Origin of the sequence: Brachyspira sp. G79, from assembly GCF_002379365.1 — a bacterium.
In the GTDB taxonomy this organism is placed as follows: domain Bacteria; phylum Spirochaetota; class Brachyspiria; order Brachyspirales; family Brachyspiraceae; genus Brachyspira.
The window spans coordinates 383,692-404,437 of sequence record NZ_JQIU01000008.1; the positions used below are offsets into that span (position 1 = coordinate 383,692).

At 28.8% G+C, this 20,746-nt stretch carries 21 protein-coding genes, 1 tRNA gene and 1 pseudogene; 18 read left to right on the plus strand and 5 right to left on the minus strand.

The genetic code is table 11. The annotated features are described in order from the left end of the window. Positions 1–96 precede the first annotated feature (96 nt). The 16 genes from KQ44_RS03305 (at position 97) to KQ44_RS03375 (ending at position 15,456) form a co-directional block, all read left to right on the plus strand. On the plus strand, positions 97–597 hold the full coding sequence (locus tag KQ44_RS03305; RefSeq protein ID WP_096736232.1) for a GNAT family N-acetyltransferase: 501 nt from the start codon (positions 97–99) through the stop codon (positions 595–597). A gap of 216 nt (positions 598–813) precedes the next feature. Then, positions 814–1,602 (plus strand): flagellar type III secretion system pore protein FliP, encoded by a 789-nt coding sequence (gene fliP, locus KQ44_RS03310; protein ID WP_096736233.1) that lies wholly within the window; start codon positions 814–816, stop codon positions 1,600–1,602. A gap of 52 nt (positions 1,603–1,654) precedes the next feature. After that, on the plus strand, positions 1,655–1,924 hold the full coding sequence (gene fliQ / locus KQ44_RS03315) for a flagellar biosynthesis protein FliQ (protein WP_096736234.1): 270 nt from the start codon (positions 1,655–1,657) through the stop codon (positions 1,922–1,924). Positions 1,925–1,967: 43 nt separating this feature from the next. After that, positions 1,968–2,771, plus strand: a complete 804-nt coding sequence (fliR, locus tag KQ44_RS03320; RefSeq protein ID WP_013112721.1) for a flagellar biosynthetic protein FliR — start codon at positions 1,968–1,970, stop codon at positions 2,769–2,771. Continuing rightward, a complete protein-coding gene (gene flhB, locus KQ44_RS03325; protein WP_096736235.1) occupies positions 2,768–3,967 on the plus strand; it encodes a flagellar biosynthesis protein FlhB in 1,200 nt (399 codons plus the stop codon). Before fliR ends, flhB begins: the two co-directional genes overlap by 4 nt. 21 nt (positions 3,968–3,988) lie before the next feature. After that, positions 3,989–6,100, plus strand: coding sequence for a flagellar biosynthesis protein FlhA (locus KQ44_RS03330; RefSeq protein WP_205676571.1), 2,112 nt, complete (start codon positions 3,989–3,991; stop codon positions 6,098–6,100). A 65-nt stretch (positions 6,101–6,165) separates the two neighbouring features. After that, positions 6,166–6,291, plus strand: a complete 126-nt coding sequence (locus KQ44_RS15365) for a hypothetical protein (RefSeq protein WP_258075067.1) — start codon at positions 6,166–6,168, stop codon at positions 6,289–6,291. 123 nt (positions 6,292–6,414) lie between these two features. After that, positions 6,415–8,394 carry a flagellar biosynthesis regulator FlhF gene (locus tag KQ44_RS03335; RefSeq protein ID WP_096736237.1) on the plus strand — a complete coding sequence of 660 codons (1,980 nt, stop codon included), beginning with the start codon at positions 6,415–6,417 and terminating at the stop codon, positions 8,392–8,394. A 36-nt stretch (positions 8,395–8,430) separates the two neighbouring features. Continuing rightward, positions 8,431–9,294 (plus strand): MinD/ParA family protein, encoded by an 864-nt coding sequence (locus KQ44_RS03340; RefSeq protein WP_096736238.1) that lies wholly within the window; start codon positions 8,431–8,433, stop codon positions 9,292–9,294. Between the two features lie 37 nt (positions 9,295–9,331). Next, positions 9,332–9,940: a hypothetical protein gene (locus KQ44_RS03345; protein WP_096736239.1), complete on the plus strand. Its 609-nt coding sequence runs from the start codon at positions 9,332–9,334 to the stop codon at positions 9,938–9,940. A 43-nt stretch (positions 9,941–9,983) separates the two neighbouring features. Further along, entirely contained in the window at positions 9,984–10,484 is a 501-nt protein-coding gene (locus tag KQ44_RS03350; RefSeq protein ID WP_240516455.1) for a sigma factor, read from the plus strand. Further along, positions 10,454–10,876 carry a sigma factor-like helix-turn-helix DNA-binding protein gene (locus KQ44_RS15540; protein ID WP_346426132.1) on the plus strand — a complete coding sequence of 141 codons (423 nt, stop codon included), beginning with the start codon at positions 10,454–10,456 and terminating at the stop codon, positions 10,874–10,876. Before KQ44_RS03350 ends, KQ44_RS15540 begins: the two co-directional genes overlap by 31 nt. Before the next feature lie 72 nt (positions 10,877–10,948). Beyond that, positions 10,949–11,767 (plus strand): RNA polymerase sigma factor WhiG, encoded by an 819-nt coding sequence (gene whiG, locus KQ44_RS03360; protein WP_013112715.1) that lies wholly within the window; start codon positions 10,949–10,951, stop codon positions 11,765–11,767. A 14-nt stretch (positions 11,768–11,781) separates the two neighbouring features. Further along, entirely contained in the window at positions 11,782–13,764 is a 1,983-nt protein-coding gene (locus tag KQ44_RS03365) for a FapA family protein (protein ID WP_096736240.1), read from the plus strand. A 36-nt stretch (positions 13,765–13,800) separates the two neighbouring features. Beyond that, positions 13,801–14,766 (plus strand): hypothetical protein, encoded by a 966-nt coding sequence (locus KQ44_RS03370; RefSeq protein ID WP_096736241.1) that lies wholly within the window; start codon positions 13,801–13,803, stop codon positions 14,764–14,766. A gap of 24 nt (positions 14,767–14,790) precedes the next feature. Then, complete coding sequence (locus KQ44_RS03375; RefSeq protein ID WP_096736242.1) at positions 14,791–15,456, plus strand: HAD-IA family hydrolase; 666 nt, start codon at positions 14,791–14,793, stop codon at positions 15,454–15,456. On the opposite strand, the gene recO is transcribed toward KQ44_RS03375, so the two are convergent. Continuing rightward, positions 15,445–16,242: a DNA repair protein RecO gene (gene recO / locus KQ44_RS03380; protein ID WP_096736243.1), complete on the minus strand. Its 798-nt coding sequence runs from the start codon at positions 16,240–16,242 to the stop codon at positions 15,445–15,447. The two genes, KQ44_RS03375 and recO, sit on opposite strands and share 12 nt — an antisense overlap. Positions 16,243–16,322: 80 nt before the next feature. Continuing rightward, entirely contained in the window at positions 16,323–16,490 is a 168-nt protein-coding gene (locus KQ44_RS03385; RefSeq protein ID WP_013112710.1) for a 4Fe-4S binding protein, read from the minus strand. Positions 16,491–16,832: 342 nt separating this feature from the next. Here KQ44_RS03385 and KQ44_RS03390 point away from each other — a divergent pair. Next, positions 16,833–18,080: pseudogene (locus KQ44_RS03390) on the plus strand (homoserine dehydrogenase); the annotation flags it as partial. 56 nt (positions 18,081–18,136) lie between these two features. On the opposite strand, the gene KQ44_RS03395 reads toward KQ44_RS03390, so the two are convergent. Then, positions 18,137–19,888, minus strand: coding sequence for a YihY/virulence factor BrkB family protein (locus tag KQ44_RS03395; RefSeq protein WP_205676544.1), 1,752 nt, complete (start codon positions 19,886–19,888; stop codon positions 18,137–18,139). Positions 19,889–19,943: 55 nt separating this feature from the next. Between KQ44_RS03395 and KQ44_RS03400 the strand changes: the two genes are divergently transcribed. Beyond that, a tRNA-Leu gene (locus tag KQ44_RS03400) sits at positions 19,944–20,024 on the plus strand. A 5-nt stretch (positions 20,025–20,029) separates the two neighbouring features. Here the strand turns inward: KQ44_RS03400 and KQ44_RS03405 are convergent. Together KQ44_RS03405 and KQ44_RS14760 are read right to left on the minus strand one after the other, a co-directional pair. Beyond that, positions 20,030–20,302: a hypothetical protein gene (locus KQ44_RS03405; protein WP_096736245.1), complete on the minus strand. Its 273-nt coding sequence runs from the start codon at positions 20,300–20,302 to the stop codon at positions 20,030–20,032. A gap of 237 nt (positions 20,303–20,539) precedes the next feature. Next, positions 20,540–20,716: a hypothetical protein gene (locus KQ44_RS14760; RefSeq protein ID WP_240516456.1), complete on the minus strand. Its 177-nt coding sequence runs from the start codon at positions 20,714–20,716 to the stop codon at positions 20,540–20,542. Positions 20,717–20,746 lie beyond the last annotated feature (30 nt).

Genomic DNA, 20,746 nt, shown 5'->3' on the forward strand with positions numbered 1-20,746 from the left:
TAAAAAACTATTAAAATAATTGCAAAAAAAGAAAAATAAGTTATCATATTACAGTTTACATAATAAAATCCGATAATAATATGCAGGTAATATATTATGAATAATATACGTGAAGCACATATAGAAGATGCTCAGGATATTATAGAATATATAAAAAAAGTCTCTGATGAAACAGATTTTTTAATTTCTGGTTCTGAAGAAAGGCAGTTAGATGTAAAAAGAGAGGAGGAATTTCTTCAAAGCATACAGCATTTAACATTAGAAAAGATGTTTTTATATGAAATTAGCGGTAAAATTGTAGGAATATGTAATTTAAAAGGCATTAATAAGGTTAGAATAAGGCATAGGGTAGACCTTGGTATAACTGTATTAAAGGATTACTGGTCAAGAGGCATAGCTTCTGAACTTATAAATCATGCTGTTGATTACTGCAGGCTTAATTATATAAAAAAAATAGAATTAACTGTAAGAACTGATAATGAAAGGGCATTAAAACTGTATAAAAAAGCGGGTTTTGATATAGAAGGAGAAATAAAAAGCTTTTTTTGTATAAATGGTATTTATTATAATTGTTATATTATGGGGCTTTTTGTTTAAAATAACACTATAAATAAATTTTATGTATAGTGTATTGATACTGTAAATGTTATTTTGCTTTAGTATGAGATTTAATTTTTATTGAGTTGATTGTAAATTAGTTAACATAATACTTGACTATTTTAGAATAATATGTTAACTTTATTCAAGTCGTAAAGATTATCGTTTTTAGAAGAAAAAATATTAGGAAAAAATTTATAAAGTTGGAGTTCTCAAATGCGAAAGTTTCTTATGGTAGTTTTGGTATTATGTTTACTTATACCTGCAGTAGCTTACGCTCAGGATAATACTCAAATACCAATACCTACAATAGGGCTTAATGTAACTCAGGCTCAGACTCCTCAGCAGGTAAGTTTAGGTCTTCAAATATTATTTCTTTTAACAATATTGTCTTTATCTCCGTCTATTATAATAATGACAACAAGTTTCATAAGAGTTTCAATAGTATTAAGTTTCGTACAAAGGGCATTGTCATTACAGGAGACTCCTCCAAGAGCATTGATAATGGGGCTTTCACTATTTCTTACATTTTTCATAATGATGCCCACGTTAACTCAGGTAAATAATGAGGCACTTCAGCCGTATTTAAACGGATCTATAGGTGTCAATGAATTATACAGCAGAGGCATACAGCCTATAAGAATGTTTATGTTTAACTCTTTAAGAGGTGAAAACGGTATGAAGAGTTTGGATTTATTTCTAAGTATAAGTGATACTAATATAAGACTTAGAGATATTCAGACAGTAGATGATTTAAATAGAATACCCACTATAGTAGTAGTGCCTGCATTTATAATAAATGAGCTTACTATAGCATTCAAAATGGGAATATATTTATTTATACCGTTTATTGTTATAGACTTAGTTGTTGCTTCTATACTTATGGCAATGGGTATGATAATGCTTCCGCCTATTATGATATCTTTGCCTTTAAAAATAATTTTGTTTGTTGCAGTTGATGGCTGGAAACTATTAATACTTCAAATAGTTCAAAGTTTCCAATAATTATAAAAAAGTATTTGGTTTTTATATAGTTAATTTATTTTAAGGAATTTTTATGAGTGATACTTCAATTATCGTTTTGGTGCAGGAAACATTATGGGTTTTTATGCTTCTTTCTGCTCCTGTTTTGGGTGTATCAATAGTAGTAGGTTTGATAATCTCTATACTTCAGGCTACTACAAGTATTCAGGAGCAAACTTTAACATTTGTTCCAAAGATGATAGCGATGCTTGCTGTTATATATATGCTTGCTTCTTGGATGCTTAATTATACAAGTGCTTTTACTGTAAGATTATTTAGTATACTTCCTAGTATAGCTAGATAATGAATATTTATAATTAATAGGTTAGGGATAATAGGAATAAAGAATGGATAATTTTGTTAATTTTTTCCAGATTTACCTGCTCATCATGGTAAGGTTTATAGCTATACTTATGGTAGCTCCTTTATTCTCATCTAATGTTATTCCTAATAGTATAAAAATGGCACTTGCTTTTATAGCCACAGCTACAATATTTCCTTTGGTTGCTGATATATCTGTTCAGGCAGCTCCTACTTTTATGGAATATTTTTTAACACTTCTTAATGAAGCACTTATTGGAATATTAATAGGATTTTTAATGTCTATTATATTTGCTGCTTATCAGGTTATGGCGAATTTCTTTGAGGTTCAAATGGGATTTGGTATATCAGAAACAGTTGACCCAATATCACAGGTTACAGTTCCAGTGTTAGGTCAGCTTCAGTCTTTGGTGGTGGTATTAATATTTATAGCTATAGACGGACCAAGCTGGGTAGTTAGAACTTTATTTTATAGTTTTAAAGCTATGCCAGTATTAAGTGATGCATCAAAGGCGGTATTTGCTTCATCATTTAATGGTGTTATAGATAGAATGATATATTATATGAGTTCATTATTTTCTATAGCTCTTTCACTTGCTTTACCTATAATGCTTACTTTATTCTTATTATCACTAAGTTTGGGTTTGTTGGCAAAAGCAGCTCCTCAGATGAATATTTTAATGTTAGGTTTTCCTATGCAGATAGGTGTTGGTATTGTTTCTTATTATATACTAATACCAGTACTTGTTTCTAACTTTATGAGAATATTAGAATATACTATATCAGATGTTAATAATATAATAACTTTCTTATCGGGAGGTACTATATGAAAAATATAATATCTTCCGTACTTGAACTATTAATAATATTTAAAGCCAAGCTATACAGAAAATATTTACGTATTACAAAAAAAGGCTATGTGTTAACATTATTTGCATCTCCTGAAGATGAAGGCAGAACAGAGCTTCCTACAGAGAGAAAGAAAAGAAAAGCAAGAGAAGAAGAGGGACGTGTTGTAAACTCTGTAGAAATAAATCAAACTCTTGTTTTAGCAGTTACAATAGCGGTAATAGCACTTCTTACAACATATTTAACTGATACAGTGTCTAAATTTTTTATGACAATATTAAATAAGATATCAACAGCAGATGCTACTATGAATGTGTTGTCTCTTCCTGATATGTTTTTGGAGATAGTAGTTTTAATAGCAAAAACTGCAGGTATAGTTTTGGCAGTAGCATTAGTTGTAGGTGTTGGTATTAATTTAGCACAAACTAAATTCCTATTTACAACTAAAAAATTAAAACCTAATTTTAAAAGAATAGCCCCTACTTGGTCAAACTTTAAAGAGAGAGTATTCGTTTCTTCACAAAACTTAATGAACTTGGCAAAAATTTTATTTAAAATGGTAGTTATATCATTTCTTACTTTTACTACAATATATGGAAAACGCACTGAATTATTTAATATGACTAATATGGAGCTTCCTCAGGCTATGCATCTTTTCTTTTTTATAGTTTTAGAGATGCTTGCTAAGGTAATAGTATTTATGATAATAGTATCTGCTTTCGACTATTTCTTTCAAAGAAGACAGTATATTAATAGTTTGAAAATGACAAAGCATGAGATGAAAGAAGAGTTTAAAGAGATGGAAGGAGATCCTTTGGTAAAAAGTCAATTGCAGGATATGGCTAGAAAGATAGTAAGCAGAACAATGCTCAAAGCTGTTCCAGAGGCTGATGTAGTTATTACAAACCCGACTCACTTTGCAGTTGCTTTAAAATATGAAAATGGCGATTATGCTCCAGTAGTAACAGCTAAGGGAGCTGATCATATAGCTTTAAGAATAAAAGAAATAGCTAAAGAAAATGATGTACAAATAGTAGAGAATAAACCTTTAGCCCGTGAATTATATTTTAATGTTGAAATAGGACAGTATATACCAGAAAAACTGTTCCATGTTGTTTCAAGAATACTTGGCGAAGTATATAGAATACGTAATGAAAAAATGGCAAGGGCTATATAGGAGGAATAAAAAGTGGCAACAATGAATGGTGCTAAATCAATATTAGATTCGATAAAACTGCCTGCTAATATGAGCAGACACAGCGATATAATGTTTGCTGTAGGTGCGGTTATGGTAATAATGATGCTCATTATACCATTGCCTTCCTTCGTATTGGACTTTTTGCTTATAGTAAATATTATAGTATCATTATTAATATTACTTATGGTGCTTAGTATAAAAAGTGCCAATGATTTCAGCGTATTTCCTTCTGTGCTTCTTGTTATGACAGCTTTCAGACTTGCTCTAAACGTATCCACTACAAGAGCTATTCTTACAGAGGGTGCTAATTTTAATGGTAAAGTTATCACATCATTTGCTGACTTTGTAGTAGGAGGAAATATAGTTGTAGGTGTAGTAATATTTATCATACTTATTATAGTACAGTTTGTAGTTATCACTAAAGGTGCTACAAGGGTATCAGAAGTGGCAGCAAGATTTGCATTAGACAGTATGCCTTCAAAAATGATGGCTGTTGAAAGTGAACTTCAGGCTGGTGCTATCACTGATAAAGAGGCAGAAGAAAAAAGGAGAAAAATAAGAGGCGAAAGTGATTTTTACGGTACTATGGACGGTGCTTCAAAGTTTGTACAAGGAGACGTTATAGCAGGTATCATAATCACAGTTATAAATATAGTAGGCGGACTCATAATAGGAATGACTATGAGAGGCGAGCCTTTTGCTCAGGCTGTTAATGCTTATACACGTTTTACAGTAGGTGATGGTTTAGTAAGTCAGATACCTTCTTTCTTTATGAGTTTTGCTACTGGTTTATTAGTGACTAGAAGCAGCAGCGAAGATAATTTGTCCACTCAGATTGCAGTACAGATTTTTGCTAAACCTAAAAACTTATTCATAGGTGCTGGTTTTGCTTTCTTTTTAATGCTTTTACCTGGTTTTCCAAAAATAGCTTTGTTTGTTATAGCATTAGCATTATTCTTAGCTGGTTATGCTCTAAGAAGAGAACAGCAGGAACTTGGACTTAATGAAGACGGTACAAAAGCAGATGCTGGAGAGCAGGTGCATCAAGGTCCTTTAGATGTTACTCCTTTCCTAAAGGTCGAGAAAATAGAATTATCTGTCGGGGCTTCACTTATACCTTTGGCATTAGAGTCTGAAGGCGGAGATTTAATTAACAGAATAAGTCAGATACGTAGGGAGCTTGCATTGGAAGTGGGTTTGGTTGTACCTCCAGTACGTATTGTAGATAATAGTGTAATAGAGCCAGATGAATATACTGTAAGCATTAATGGTACAGAGATGGCTAAGGGATTTGTACGTCCTAATATGCTTTTAGCTTTGAATGCTAATTCTCCAGATGGACCTTCGCCAGATTGTGAGAAAGTAAGAGAGCCTGCATTCGGTCTTCCAGCTTATTGGATTAAAGTTGATGAAAAAGATATGGCTGAGAAAAAAGGCTTTATGTTGTTTCAGCCTACATCAGTTATTGCTACTCACTTCAGCGAAACTATTAAAAGAAATGCTAATCTTCTTATTGGACGTGAAGAGGTACAGAATATGCTCGATCTTATTAAAGATGATCATAAAGCTCTTGTATCCGAAGTACTTGCAGCTAAGCCTCATAATGAAAGTCCTCTTGGTTATATACAAAAAGTACTTCAGAATCTTCTTCAGGAAGAAGTACCTATCAGAAACAGTGTTGCTATATTAGAGGGTGTTGCTGACGCTATATCTATTATGGGAAGCGAACAGGCTACTGAGCTTGTAAGAAGCAGGCTTGCATCTCAAATATCTCAGATGGTTGCAGACCAAGATAGAAATATTAGAGTTATTACTTTAAGTCAGCAGCTGCAAAATAATATAGCTCAAAACCTTGCAAATACTGGAAATTTACAAGGCTCTCAAATGATAGCTATGAGTTTTGAAAGTATGCAGAACTTGATTAAAAATATAAAAGATGCTGTTAAACTTGTTAGTGATTCTGGAGTTGATGATATAGTATTTTTAACTTCTCCTATTATAAGAAGACCTTTATATCAATTTATAGCCAAAAATGTTGGTAAATATAAGGTAATAGCTACTACTGAAATAGCACAGGGATATAATGTACAGGGAGTTGCTAGTATAAAATAGTAAAATACAAAACTCTGTAAAAGAGTATTTTTTAAGATATAAATATAATTATTTGGAGTTAAACAATGAAAACTATAAAAATTTTTGGTAAAAACAGAGAGGAAATTGAAAAACAAGCCAGAGATAAATATGGCGAAAGCTACTTTATTATCAGTGTCAGAGAAAGTAAAAGAAAAACATATTTGGTATGATTAAAAAGAGTTTGAAGTTTCTATTGGCATATTAGAACAATATTAATAAAAATTAAGATAAATTATTAAGATATAAATATTTATAATAACAGGAGTTTTTAAGATGATTAGAGGAGTTATACTATGGTAGACATACGTACTATAAGAGGGAAGGATAAAACTGACGCCTTTGCCAAAGCGAGAGTAGAATACGGCGGAAATTTTGTTATACTAACAAGCAAAGATGTTAAGGTAGGCGGTTTTTTAGGTCTTGGAATGAAAACAGAACATGAACTTAGAATAATGCTTAATAACTCTATATACGATAGAAAAAATAATTCAGAAGAAAAGAATTCTTATGACAGCAATACAGAAGATGATGATATGCATAGAACAAAACTTTTAAGCGACAGAATAGAGATGAAAAAGCATACAACCGAAACTATTGATGCAAGCGAAATGGCTGATAGAATAGTTGCTGTAACTAAGGCTTTAAAAGAGGCTTCAAGAGAAAGAAATGCTAATAGATTAAGTAGTTCTTCGGCTATGAAAAATAGTTTAAACTCTTCTTCACAACCTGCTCATTCTGACAATTTTGATAATGATAGCATTGAAAGTATAAGCAATATCAATGAAGAACTTGTTAATGAAACTTTAGAAAGTAATAATCATTCATATAGTATTGAAGAAAAAAAGGAAAATATATCTGCTAGAGAAATAAATAATAATACAGATAATTTTACTCCATTGCCTCATTTTAATAATTCTCCTTATTCTAATTTTTCATCTTCTACATTTACTAATGTAAAAGGTTCAATGGCTTCGGACTATAATAATAGTTTTTCTCCAATAAATAATTATAGTAATTTTGCTAATAACAGTTTTATGAATGGTATGAACAGTAATATGAATAATTTTAATAGTAATGTTATACCTAATCATATTAATACTTCAAATAATCAGAATAATAATTCTGCTAATACTGCTAATTCTATAGATGAGAATGTAAAAAAATTAGTTCAAGAACAGATAAGAGATATGGTAAAAGAATATTTGGAAGGAAGTTTACCAAATATTAATAAAAATAAATATAATTCTCAAAATAATAGTAATTCTTCTAATAATAGAAATTCATTTACAAATACAGATAATGAAGATGAAGAAATTAATAATGCTATAGAAGAGATAAAAGAATACAGAGAAGAAAATAATCTTACTAGAGAACCTAGAGAACATAGAGAAAAGAAAACTAATGTGAGAGATTATTTTGAAGATACAGATGAAACTTCAGATGATTATAATAATGATGAAAGCTATGAAAATAATCCTGCTGATGGAATGGAAGAGAGTTTTAATTATTTAAGAGATAGAGAGTTTCCAGAAGAGGTTCTTTTAGATTTAAGAGAATATTTATTAACTTCAAGCAATGCAAGATTTTTTCAGTCTAAAGATGTAATTAGGGAAGAGGTTGAAAAATATTTCTCTGATAAATTAATATTAGCTAATGGTATAGATGTAGGGGCTAAAAAGAAAATTATAGTATTTGTAGGACCTACAGGAGTTGGAAAAACAACAACTATACCTAAAATAGCAGCTCAGCATATGAAGTCTGGAAAAAAAGTTTCTTTTGTTACAATAGATAATTACAGAATAGCAGCGGTTGACCAGCTTCAAAGATATGCAAGTATTATGAAAGTTCCATTTACTAGTGCAAGTACCCCAGAGGCTTTAAGGGCTGAAATTAGAAAGATGGATAATTCTTCGCTTTTATTTATTGATACTATGGGACGTTCTCCAAAGAGTGCTGAAGAAATAGTTGCCATGTCAAAATATTTTACTACAGTTGGAAGATTTGACATGGATATTCAGCTTGTTATGAGTGCTACTGCTAAATATAAAGATGCTGTAAAAATACTTAATGGTTTTAAGCCTACTAATTATAAAGGAGTAATACTTACAAAAGTTGATGAAACTGATTATTTGGCTTCTTCAATTTGTGCTATTACAAGAAAGAAATTACCTATTACCTACATAACACATGGTCAGGGTGTACCTAAAGATATATCTACAGCTAAGAAATATGGTTATAAAATAATGGAAGGATTATTTGGTTCTTCAAAATAAAGATAATTATAAAAAACAGGAAATTAAGTATATATTATGAAAGATCAAGCAGATGAATTAAGAAAGATGATGGGCGTAAAAGATAAACGTCCGCAGCGTATAATAAGTATAGCTAGCGGTAAAGGCGGTGTAGGCAAAACTAATATAGCTATTAATTTATCCATAGCATTGCAGGAGTTGGGTCAGAATGTGCTTTTAATAGACGCTGATCTTGGACTTGGTAATGTTAATGTAATACTTGGAAATATACCAGAGTATAATCTTTACCATGTTATTAAGGGGGTAAAAAAGATCCATGAGGTTGTACTTGAAACTGATTATGGTATAAGATATATTGCTGGTGCTTCAGGATTCTCTTCTCTTGCCAATCTTTCGGGAAGAGCTTTAACTAAATTGGTTAATAGTATGGATTCATTAAATGATGCTGATATTATTATAGTAGATACTGGAGCTGGTATATCAGATACAGTTTTGTATTTTCTATTGTCATCAGATGAAAGTATTGTTGTTACAACTCCAGAACTTACTGCTATACTTGATGCTTATGGTGTAATAAAATCTATAGCTCCTGAAAATGCTAATGCTGATATAAAGATATTAGTTAATAGGGTTACAAAGGCTTCTGAAGGAAAAGAGGTTGGAGATAAAATTATTATGACAAGTAAAAAGTATTTGGATATGGATGTAAAATACTTGGGTCATATTTTAGAAGATAAAACTATTCCTTATGCGGTTTCTCAGCAGCTGCCTTTTTATCAATATGATAATAAATGTCATGCTTCTATGTCTATATATAATATTGCTAAAAAAATAGTTGATATGGAATATGATGATGACAGAGAAGCAAAAGGTCTTGGAGGATTTATGGAATCTCTTTTATCTTTTGTAAGCAAAAAATAAAAATTATCAATGAATTAATACTTATTAGAGGTAATTTATGAATAATATAGTTGAAAAAGTAAAACAATATTTTTCATCTAATTTTGGAAAATTAGCTGCAATTATAGCTGGATTTTCTTTTGTTATAACGCTTATATTATCAGTTTCATATAGAAATAGAATTGATATTTCTTTATTAAAAGCAATTTTTTCAGCTATTATAACAATTGCTATATTGTTTTTACTTGGTACGATACTGAAAAAATATTTAGGAGATGTAATAGATGAAGCAGATACTAATTCTAATATGGATATAGATTATAATGCCATAGATGATAATAATAGTAGTAATAATACTTCTTCTTCTGATACTGATGATACACCTTTTACTCCAGATTTAAGTTTGGATTTATCAGCTCCAAAACCTTTAAATATTGATAAAAATACTAAGCCGAATTATAAAAGTTCAGGAGATGATATTGGAGATATAGTATTCAGTAAACCTAGTACTGCTCAAAGTGCTGCAAGTTATACTTCAAGCAGCAGTATGTTTCCTGATAAGAAGGTTACAAGTGAAGAGATGGAAAGAGAGGTTAGAGAAGACCCTGAAAAAGTGGCTAAGGCTGTTAGAACAATGATAGCTAAAGATGAAAAAGATGATAAGTAAAACATATTAAAAAATAAAAAGTTTAATAGTTGTGGTGAGTATTATGATAGATAACGATAAAATACCAAATATTACTAATGAGAATGAAGATGAGTATTGGAAAGAGTTTAAAAACACGCAGTCGACTTATATAAGAGAAGCTTTAATTAACAAATATTCTCCATTAGTAAAGTATGCGGCAGGCAAAATATCTGTTAATATTAGTTCACATAAACATATTGAATTTCAGGATTTGCTAGGTTTCGGAAGTTTCGGATTTATGGACACTATTAATAAATATAATCCTAATATAGGTATTAAGTTTGAAACATATGCTCTTGATAAAATTAGAGGAATTATATATGATGAACTTAAAAAAATAAATTATCTGTCAGGCTTTATAAGCGATGTTGCGTATGTAGGTGATAATTCTAATGATAAAATTAATTCTGAATATTTGGCTGAAGGAGAAAATGTAAAAAATAAAATATTAGATACTTTAAAAAAACTTCCTGAAAAAGAAAACAAGTATTTATATTATATTATTATTATGATCTTACATTAAAAGAAATTGCTAAAATATTAGAGGTATCGGATAGCAGAATAATTCAGCTGCATACAAAAGATATTAAAGGAATATATAATAATAGTAATATATCATATCCAAAACTAAGTAGAAATATAGAACCTCAGGAAATGACTGATATTTCTATAATACCAATAAGCCAATATAATGAAACTATGAAAAGATATATAGAGACTTCTACTACATATTTGAGCGATGTTTGGTATGTAGATGATGATTATGATGAAATATCTGTAATAGATACATTAAAATCTAAAACTAATCAGGAATATTTTAACGATAGAGAATATGCAAAAAATAAAATAATATCTGATTTGAAAAAAATGCCTGAAAAAGTTACTAAGGCTGTGATAATAATTATACAAAGATAAAATAGATAACGGTAAATAAGAAATTATTTAGAAAAATTATATAGTAAAAAATTAATAACTAGAGTGAATATTATGAAGATGAACAAAAAAGAAAAAGGTAAAATACCAAATATTACTAATGACAATGAACAGGAATATTGGCAGGAGTTTAAAAACACGCAGTCACCTTATATAAGAGAAGCTTTAATTATTAAATATTCTCCATTGGTAAAGTATGTTGCAAGCAAAATATCTGTTAATATGGGTTCTCATAAACATATTGAATTTCAGGATTTGGTAGGTTTCGGATCTTTCGGACTTATGGATGCTATTGATAAATACAACCCTAATAGAGATATTAAGTTCAAAACATATGCTGTTACTAGAATTAGGGGAGCTATATATGATGAACTTAGAAAGTTGGATTATCTTCCTAGATCTATACGTAAAGATGTTAAAGAAATAGAGAAGGCTAGAGAAATATTAGAAGCTAGATTAAGCAGGAATATAAAGCCTCAGGAGATAGCTGATATGCTTGGAATACCTATAAGCAAATATAATGAAACTATGAAAAGATATATAGAGGCATCACCTACTTCACTTAGCGATGTTTGGTATGTAGGTGATGATTCTGATGAAATATCTGTAATAGACACATTAAAATCTAATGATAAAACTAATCCTGAATATTTGGCAGAAAGGGAAGATGTGAAAAATAAAATAGTAGCTGCTTTGAAAAAACTTCCTGAAAAAGAAAAGCAGGTTCTTATATTATATTATTATGATGATCTTACATTAAAAGAGATTGGAAAAGTATTAGAGGTATCAGAGAGCAGAATATCTCAGTTGCATACAAAGGCAATACAGCAATTAAGATATAGTCTTTCAGAAATAAAAAAACAATTATTATAAAATAGGTGATTTTTATGAATGAATTAAAAAGAAAAATATTGCAAAGTGATTTTTATAAAGAAGTTTATAATAATAAAAATACACGTTCGGTGGAATTATCTGTAGCGTCTTTGGAGAGAGGTATGCAGGAAGCTGCTGCTATATTTCAATGCCCTATTTATGAATTAAGTTATAAAGTTTTGGAAGAAGGAAGCAAAGGTTTTTTTAATATAGGGGCTAAACCATTTTTGATAAGATATACTCATATTACTTATGACAAATCTAATATAGGTCATGCTATTGGAGCTGATTATACTGTTGGAAATGTAAATGATTATAACCAAGAAAAAGTAGTATTTAATAAAGATACTGAAATAATAGTAAGAGTAAAAAGAGACGGAGTATTTTTAAAAGTTAATCCTCCAGTTGCCGATGGAAAAAGAATTGAAGATATGACAGCTTTGGAAGGTAAGTTAATAGATGCTGGAATAAAAGAATATGATTCTCATTTAGCTAAAAAAATGCTTCATGAACAGACTGGACAATATGCAAAAGTTGCTGAATGGGATGTAGGAAGATCTGGAAATAATGCTAAGATTAGTTATAGTATTAGTGATGATAAAATGAGGGCTTATGTTACTGTAACCAAACCTAATAAGGGTGGAAGAGAAATGGATTTGCAGGATGTAAAAGAAATAATGGAAAACAGCAGTATTACTTTTGGATTTCAGGAAGAGAATGTTGTTAAGTGCTTAGAAGAAGGTACATTTAATATACCTATACTTGCAGCTGAAGGACGTGCTCCTGTAAATGGTCAGAATGCTAAAATTGAATATTTGGTTAATGTTAATAAAAAAGTTATACCTAAATATATAGGAGAAGATCAAAGTATTGACTATAAGGATTTAAGTATAGTAGAAAATGTTGAACAGGGACAAAAATTAGCTAGAAAAATACCTGCAACTGATGGTGAAGTAGGAAGAACAGTACTTGGAGTAAAAATAGAAACTAAAAGTGGAAAAGATATTGATATTAAGGAAATATTGGGGGACAATGTTGAGATGTCTGATGATGGAGAATATATAATAGCTTCTATAAACGGACAGGTAGTACTTAGAGGAAAATCACTTAATGTTGAGCCGATATTTGAGGTTTCTGGAGATGTAGGTCCTGAAACTGGAAATATCAATTTTATAGGAAGTGTTGTTGTTAAGGGAAGTGTAAGCGATAATTATTCTATAAAAGCAGAAGGCAATATTGATGTACATGGAACAGTTGGAAAATGCGATCTTGAGGCTAAGGGTGATATTATGGTTAAACTTGGTATTCAGGGTAATGAAAATAGCTATGTAAAAGCAGGTGGTGATGTTATTGCTAAGTTTATACAGTTCTCTAATGTGCAGGCGGGTAATAATGTAGTTGTTACTGAGGCAATACTTAATTCAAATATTGATGCTGATAATAGAATTATACTTATAGGTAAAAGAGCTTCTGCAAGCGGCGGAAGATTAAGAGCTTTAAGAGAAGTTAATGGTAAGGTTTTGGGTTCTCAGGCTGGTGCTGTAACATTGATAGAAACAGGTATATCTCCTGCTAAAAGGCGTGCCATTGACGATTTGGACAAGGAAAAAGAAGAATTAGACAGTTCTATAGAAGAAACAGAAAGAAATATCAAATCTCTTGAACAGGCTGCTAAACTTAAAAAACTCGATGATGAGAAAAAAGATCAACTTCAGAGTTATAAAGATCAGTTGGCACAGGCAAACAGCAGAAGAGAAGAGGTAGTTTTAGAAAGAGAAGCATTAACTCAGGATATAGAAGTAGAGAAAGTAGAATCTACTGTCAGTGCTGGCAAAGAGATGCTTCCTGGAGTTAAATTAGTTATAGGAAGTGCTGAGTTTACAATAAGACAAAGCTATAAGGCTATCACTTTCTTTGAAGAGGGAGGAATGATACAGACAGAAAAATACAGGGGCGAGCCTAAAAATGAGAATAAAAAAAGTGAAGATGATGAATAATTAGAGATGAATAATTAGATAAGAGGTAAAAAATATATGTCTTTAAAAATAAATGAATTATATATAGCGGCTATTGAATGCGGTATTGATGCTGATCCTAGAGGTAGGGAGATTGTAGAAAAAGAGCTTGAAAACACAAAAAAGATTTATGATAATTTGGATGAAAATAAAAAAGAATATTTTGATAAAGACACTATATTTAATCCTTACTCTGACACAAGAGTTCTTAATATTGCAGAGGATAAAGATATAAAAAAAATTTTCTGCGGTATAGATATGCAGACTTCAGAGCTTTTACTTGCTGACAGGCTTAATGAAAAAAATGAAAATATAGATTTAGTTATAACTCATCATCCTAATGGTTATGGTTTTGTTAATTTTTATGATGTTATAGAAATGCAGGCTGAAAAAAATGCTTTGCATAATGTGCCTATAAATGTATCCGAGGCTTTAACTAATAAAAGACTTAATGAAGTAAGCCGTTCTGTATATGGGGCTAATCATTATAGAGATGTTGAAGCTGCTAAACTTCTTAAACTTAATTATATGTGTATGCATACGGTTGCAGATAATTTTGTTGAGAGTTTTTTAACTGAAAAAATGAAATTAGAAAAGCCTAATATATTATCAGATATAATTGATATTTTATATACAATAGAAGAATATCAAATATCCGCTAAGCGTTATAATCCTCCTAAAATATTTAACGGCTCTAATAAATCTAAAGTTGGTAATATTATTGTTGATATGACTGGAGGAGCTTCATTTGATTCTGCTATGATTGATGCTCTTTCTAAGGCAGGCATTTCTACTATCATAGTTATGAATATATCTGATAGACTTTTAGATGAATGTAAAAAGCATTATATAAATGTTGTTTGTGCTGGTCATATGTCTAGTGATAGTTTGGGGATTAATTTGCTATTTAAAGCTATTAAAGAAAAAACTAAAAAAGACTTTGAAATAATTCCTGCTTCTGGTTATATTTTTGTTTCTAAATAGTTGTTTATTTGTGGGTAATAAAAAATGAGTAAATATTATAATATATTGTTTGATCTTGATGGAACAATTATTGATTCTTCTTTAGGTATAATGAATGGTATTTTGTATGGGATAAAAAAAATTAATGAAACATATAATTTAAATATAGATACCCCTAATAATGAAACATTAAGAAAATTTATAGGTCCTCCTTTAGATCTTAGTTTTAGAAAATATTGTTATGATGATGAAAAATTATCTCTTGAGTTTGTAAAGTTTTATAGAGAAGATTATAATGGTAATAATGGGCTTTTTAATTGTTCTCTTTATGATGGTATATATGATTTGATAAAAAAACTTTCAGAAAATAATTATAGAGTATTTTTAGCAACTGCTAAACCCAAAGAAACGGCTTTGAGAATAATAGAGCATTTTGTAATGGAAAAGTTTTTTACTGGATTTTATGCTCCTACTTTAGGCGGAAAAATAAAAAATAAATTAGATGTATTGAAAGAAGCATTAGAAAAAGAAAATTTTGAAAAAGACAAAACAGTTATGATAGGTGATAGAATAGATGATATAGATGCTGCTAAAAATGTTGGTATTGATTCTATTGCTGTACGTTACGGATTTGGAAATGATGATGAGTTTCAAAATGCTGTTTATGTAGTTAATAATACAAAAGAAATATTTGATATATTAAACAAATAAAATTTCCTCTAATACTTTTTGACTTTTTATATTTCTATTTATGTGATTAAATAATGATTTGTTCATTATATCTTTTACATTGCCTATTGAATTATTATATAAATTAATTATATCTTTATTATTTACTATATCTATTAATGATGTGCGTTTTATAATTCTCATAAAATTTTTATCATTTTCTGTTATTTCAAAAGCGTCTTTTATAATTGTTTTGCATTTTGAGCATATAATTCCCCCTTCTGTTATAGAGTAAAATGATGTATTATTATTTTCACATAATATACATCTATCCAAATGAGGAGATATTCCTGCTATATGGAGAGTTTTCATCTCAAATGCTCTCATTAAAATATTGATATACATTTTTTTTATTTTATCATTGTTGTCATTGTTTTTTAAACTTTCAAGTTCTTCTAATTCTTCTAACGCATTCAAAGATTTTTCCATTAAAATAAAATATCTTTCATCAAAATCTCTTGCACAGTAAAGCAGTACTTCCCTAATATAGAATACTAGAAGTGATGAATATATTGATTTTTCTAATGATGAATAATTTTTGATAATACTTGATTCTTTTAATATAGATAATTGAGGCTGTTTTTTTTCATATATGTTTATATCTAATTTTGAAATGCTTTCCAAATCAGAACCGAATGCTTTAGAAGATTTTTTAGCTTTATAGCATATTGCCTGAATTATAGAGTTATTAGTTAAAAAAGAAGCTATTATAGATGAAGTCTTATACTGATTATATGATAATATAAATGCTTGAGTATTTTTTATCAATATAATTCCTTAAAGTTGTAATATAAAAATAGGGCAGGAATCAATAAAAGAAACCCGCCCCACACTATGCCGTTAAGCTATTAAGCCTGATGAATAGCATTGCTTGGGCAAACTGGCTCGCAAGCACCACAGTCAGTACATTTGTCTGGGTCAATCACGTAGATATCTCCTTCGCTAATAGCATCAAATGCACATTCTGGTTTACAAGAACCGCAAGCTACACAATCGTTATTTATAACACGTGGCATAATTTACCTCCATATAATTAATTAAACTAGATACATTATAACATAAATTAATAACGAAATCAATATCTATAATTCGATTATCAATATATTCTAATATATTTTTATATTAATCTAACATATGTTTTTATTATTTAACTTTATATTGAATTATTAATATTACCCTTGAAAAAATCATAAATTTCCTTGTAAAATTATTCAATGGATGTTACAATGTAAATGAACACAGTAATATCATTTTTAGAAATCATAAAAATATAATATTGCTAACTTTTTGTAATAATTAAGGTTAATTTTATTAAAACAAATTTATATTTAATCAAATTTTAAGGAGTTAAAAATGGACAAAAAAAAGAATTTAAAGTGGCAGTAGCAGGTTACGGACATGTAGGTAAGGATACAGTAAAAACTATCATTGAGAACAATTCTATAATGGAAAACAGAACTGGAATAAAATTAACCGTAAAAACCATTTTTAGCCGAAATATTGACAAAGTACAAAATGATAAATTTTTAGACAAGGTAGAAATAAAAACTAAAGATTTGAATGATATATTGAATGATGATGATATTGATATAGTAATAGAAGTTTTGGGCGGTATGGATACTGCTAAAGAATTACTAATGAAAATAAAAAAGCCTGTTGTTACAGCAAATAAGGCATTACTTGCTAACTGTTTTGGAGAGCTTATAAAAGACAGAAAAACAGATATAGCTTTTGAGGCATCTGTTGCTGGTGCTATACCTATAATAAAGGCTATGAAAGAAAGTTTGGTTTCTGATAGAATGGAAGGCGTTTACGGAATATTAAACGGTACTTGCAATTATATATTAACAAATATGACTAAAAATAATTTAGATTTTAATGCTGTACTTAAAGATGCTCAGGAAAAAGGATATGCTGAGGCTGACCCTACATTTGATATTGACGGAATAGATACTGCTCATAAACTTTGTATACTTTCTTCTATTGCTTTTTGCAATGTTATAAGTTTTGATAAGATATTTATTAGAGGAATAAGAAATATTATATTAGACGATATTGTATTTGCATCTGAATTAGGTCTTACTATTAAATTGATAGCAGAGGCAGCTTTAGATGAAAATGATAATGCCTATATATATGTAATACCTACATTGCTTAATGATAGCAATATGCTTTCAAAAGTAGATTATGCTTTTAACGCTATAACAGTTGTAGGGGATCGTTCAGGAGACACAGTATTTTATGGTTCAGGTGCAGGAGGAAGACCTACAAGCAGTGCTATAGTTTCTGATGCTATTACTTTGGCTAGAAATAGTCTTATTACTGATGAGCTTAGAGTACCTATACTTGGTTTTGTTAATGAGAATAAAAATATTAAACTGAAAGATTTTAAAGATAAAAATGAAACTTTTTATGTGAGATTTAAATCGAATAATAATAATTTACTTGCCTTTAATGAAACTTTTTATGATATTAATATTGCAAAAAGTGTTGAGAGAAACGGGTATTTTATGTATGTACTTAAAGATGTATGCATAAACTCTATAATTGAAGCTATAGAAAAAGTTGAAAAGATAGATGATATATTTATAGCCAAAATAAAATAATATATTTTTAGATTTATAACAGCACATATATGGATTTAAATATCTATATATGTGCTTTATTTTTTATTTTTATAATAAGCTAAATGCAGTAAATTGGTATTATAATCTTTAATTGATATAGCTTTATTTTGATATATCATGCTTTTATATTTGTCATTGGAGTTTATATTTTTACTTCTAAATCCTCCATCCATTCTTAAAGAGTATAAAATATCGCCTATAGTAATTGATTCAGGCTGACATCCTAAAGTGTATGAAATATTTGATCCATTAACTATTTTTATCACAAACATGGACTTTTCTAAAGCATTTGATATTTCTGTTATTGTAGTAGGTGCCGTTCTTAATTCTTTTGCAAGCTCATACATAGTTATTGCTTTTTTTCTATTTATAAATCTGTATGTTACTATATACATAAATTCTAAAGCTATAGCCTCTTTTTCTGCAAATGATAATCTTATATTACTTTTATCAATTCCGTAAGATCTGAAATATTGTATAGAGTAGGTGAGTTCAGCACCAAATAATATAATAATCCAAACTATATATAATAATAATAATAATACAGGTATTTGAGCAAAAGAGCTTGCTGATGATAATTCAGCTGGAGTTATACTAGTGAGCATATTATTTTCGCTGCTTATAGTAACTACATCATCTATTTTGAAATTATATTTTACAAGTTGTTCTCCTACATTTGGTGAAAAATTTTTAAAATCAAGCATATTTGTTTCTATAGGTTTTTTTTCATATGTTACCCCGCTTATTCCGTTTCCAACATTCTCCATGATAACATAGCTTATTCTTTCTATTTTTATACTTGTTATATTTTCAACATCAATCTCTTGATTTTTCTCAAGTATGTTTTCATTGGTTTCATAAGATTCATTAGATATTATATTTTCATTTAATGTGTCATTATAATAGTAATCATTTTGATTATTTATAGTATTTTCTGTATATCCAGTATTAATCTCTTTTACAACGTATTCTATTTTATATCTATCGCTGTCAAATATTTGTTTATAGTTTTTAACATTTATATTAAGCTTAAAATAAACGCTAAAAAGTGTTATTATAGCTACAGATACTAATATAGAAGATATAGCAGCATTAGACCAATTTACTTTTGTTTGCGGAACTAATACATAAGAAAATAATACCAATATAGAAGTTAATATTATAGGTGTAACCCAAGATAATAGTATTTTTATTAATGCTGGAAGATTATGTAAATTTATAGATGTATAAGTGATTAAAGTAAATGATACACCAATTAGTATAGGAATTAAGAAAAGCAAAGCTATATAATTGGCTACAACTCTTGGTATAGAAGTTGTTATTTTTACACGCCATATTTTTACTAAAGATGATTGTATACTATGAAGTATTAAAGCGGTACTTACTATAGTTGATATAATACCAATAATACCAAAACTTGCCAAATTGGTGTTATCTGCTATATTTAATATTTGCCTTACCATAGGTTCATAAAAAGGGGCATTTTTTTCCATCCAGTCAAATATAACAAGAAATATGTTCTGATATATATTAAAAATTCTTAATATGAATAATCCAACTATTAATGCTGGTATAAATGATAATGTTACTAAATATGTTAAAGCGGCTGCTCTTATAGTACAGTCGTCTTTAAAAAAATCTGTAATGGCGAATGTAATTACTCTATATATATTTACTAATAGTTTTTGTATAGGGTTAAATGTGTTTTGGTCTATGAAATATATGTCTTCAAGTAGAAATTTTTTCACTTTATTTAAAAATTTATTAATTTTTTGAATTTTAGCCATACAAACCTTCTTGCAAAAAAAAATATATAATGTATAATATATTAATAAAAATTAAGCGAGGGTGGCGGAACTGGCAGACGCACTAGACTTAGGATCTAGCGCCCTAGGCATGAGGGTTCGATTCCCTCCCCTCGCAATTTTTTATTCATCTTTTTTCTCCTTGTTATTTTTATCATCTTTTACTTCTATTGAATATTTACATTTGTTGCATACTTTTTTGTATCCGCTTGAAGTTTTTATTATTCTCATAGAATTTTTACAATGACAAAACGGACAATCTTCATGATTTCTAAATATAATCATAGAAATTAAATCTACAACTTTACTTATACCTGAAACAAAAAATAATATCCCAAACATCAAAATAAATATTATAATAATGATTATAAAAAATATGATAACTAATAAGTCCACTTTTCAATAATTCCGTTAATAGTGTTTATATTATAATTATATGTTAAATATATGATTTTTTAAAGAAGTCAGAGTATATTTTTATTATATTTGTATTAATATATTTTATAGGAAAATCTGACCAATTATCTAATTTATTATCCCATAATCTATAATAATAGTTATTTCCTTCTTTTTTCCATTCATATGTATAAACTTTATTATTATTTGGAGCATTTTTATCATCATTACTGTAAACTATTTTATTATTATTAAAGAAAGTATATTTTCTTTATTGTTTCCATTAATAAACTCCCAAGTCCCAATAAATCTATAATCTACAGCTTTTTTTTCTGTGCTTATGATTTCTTTTTTATGGCATGACAATAAGAATATTGAAAGCATGAATAATATAAGAATATGAATTTTATACATGTTATTATACCTTTTAATAATATATTTTAT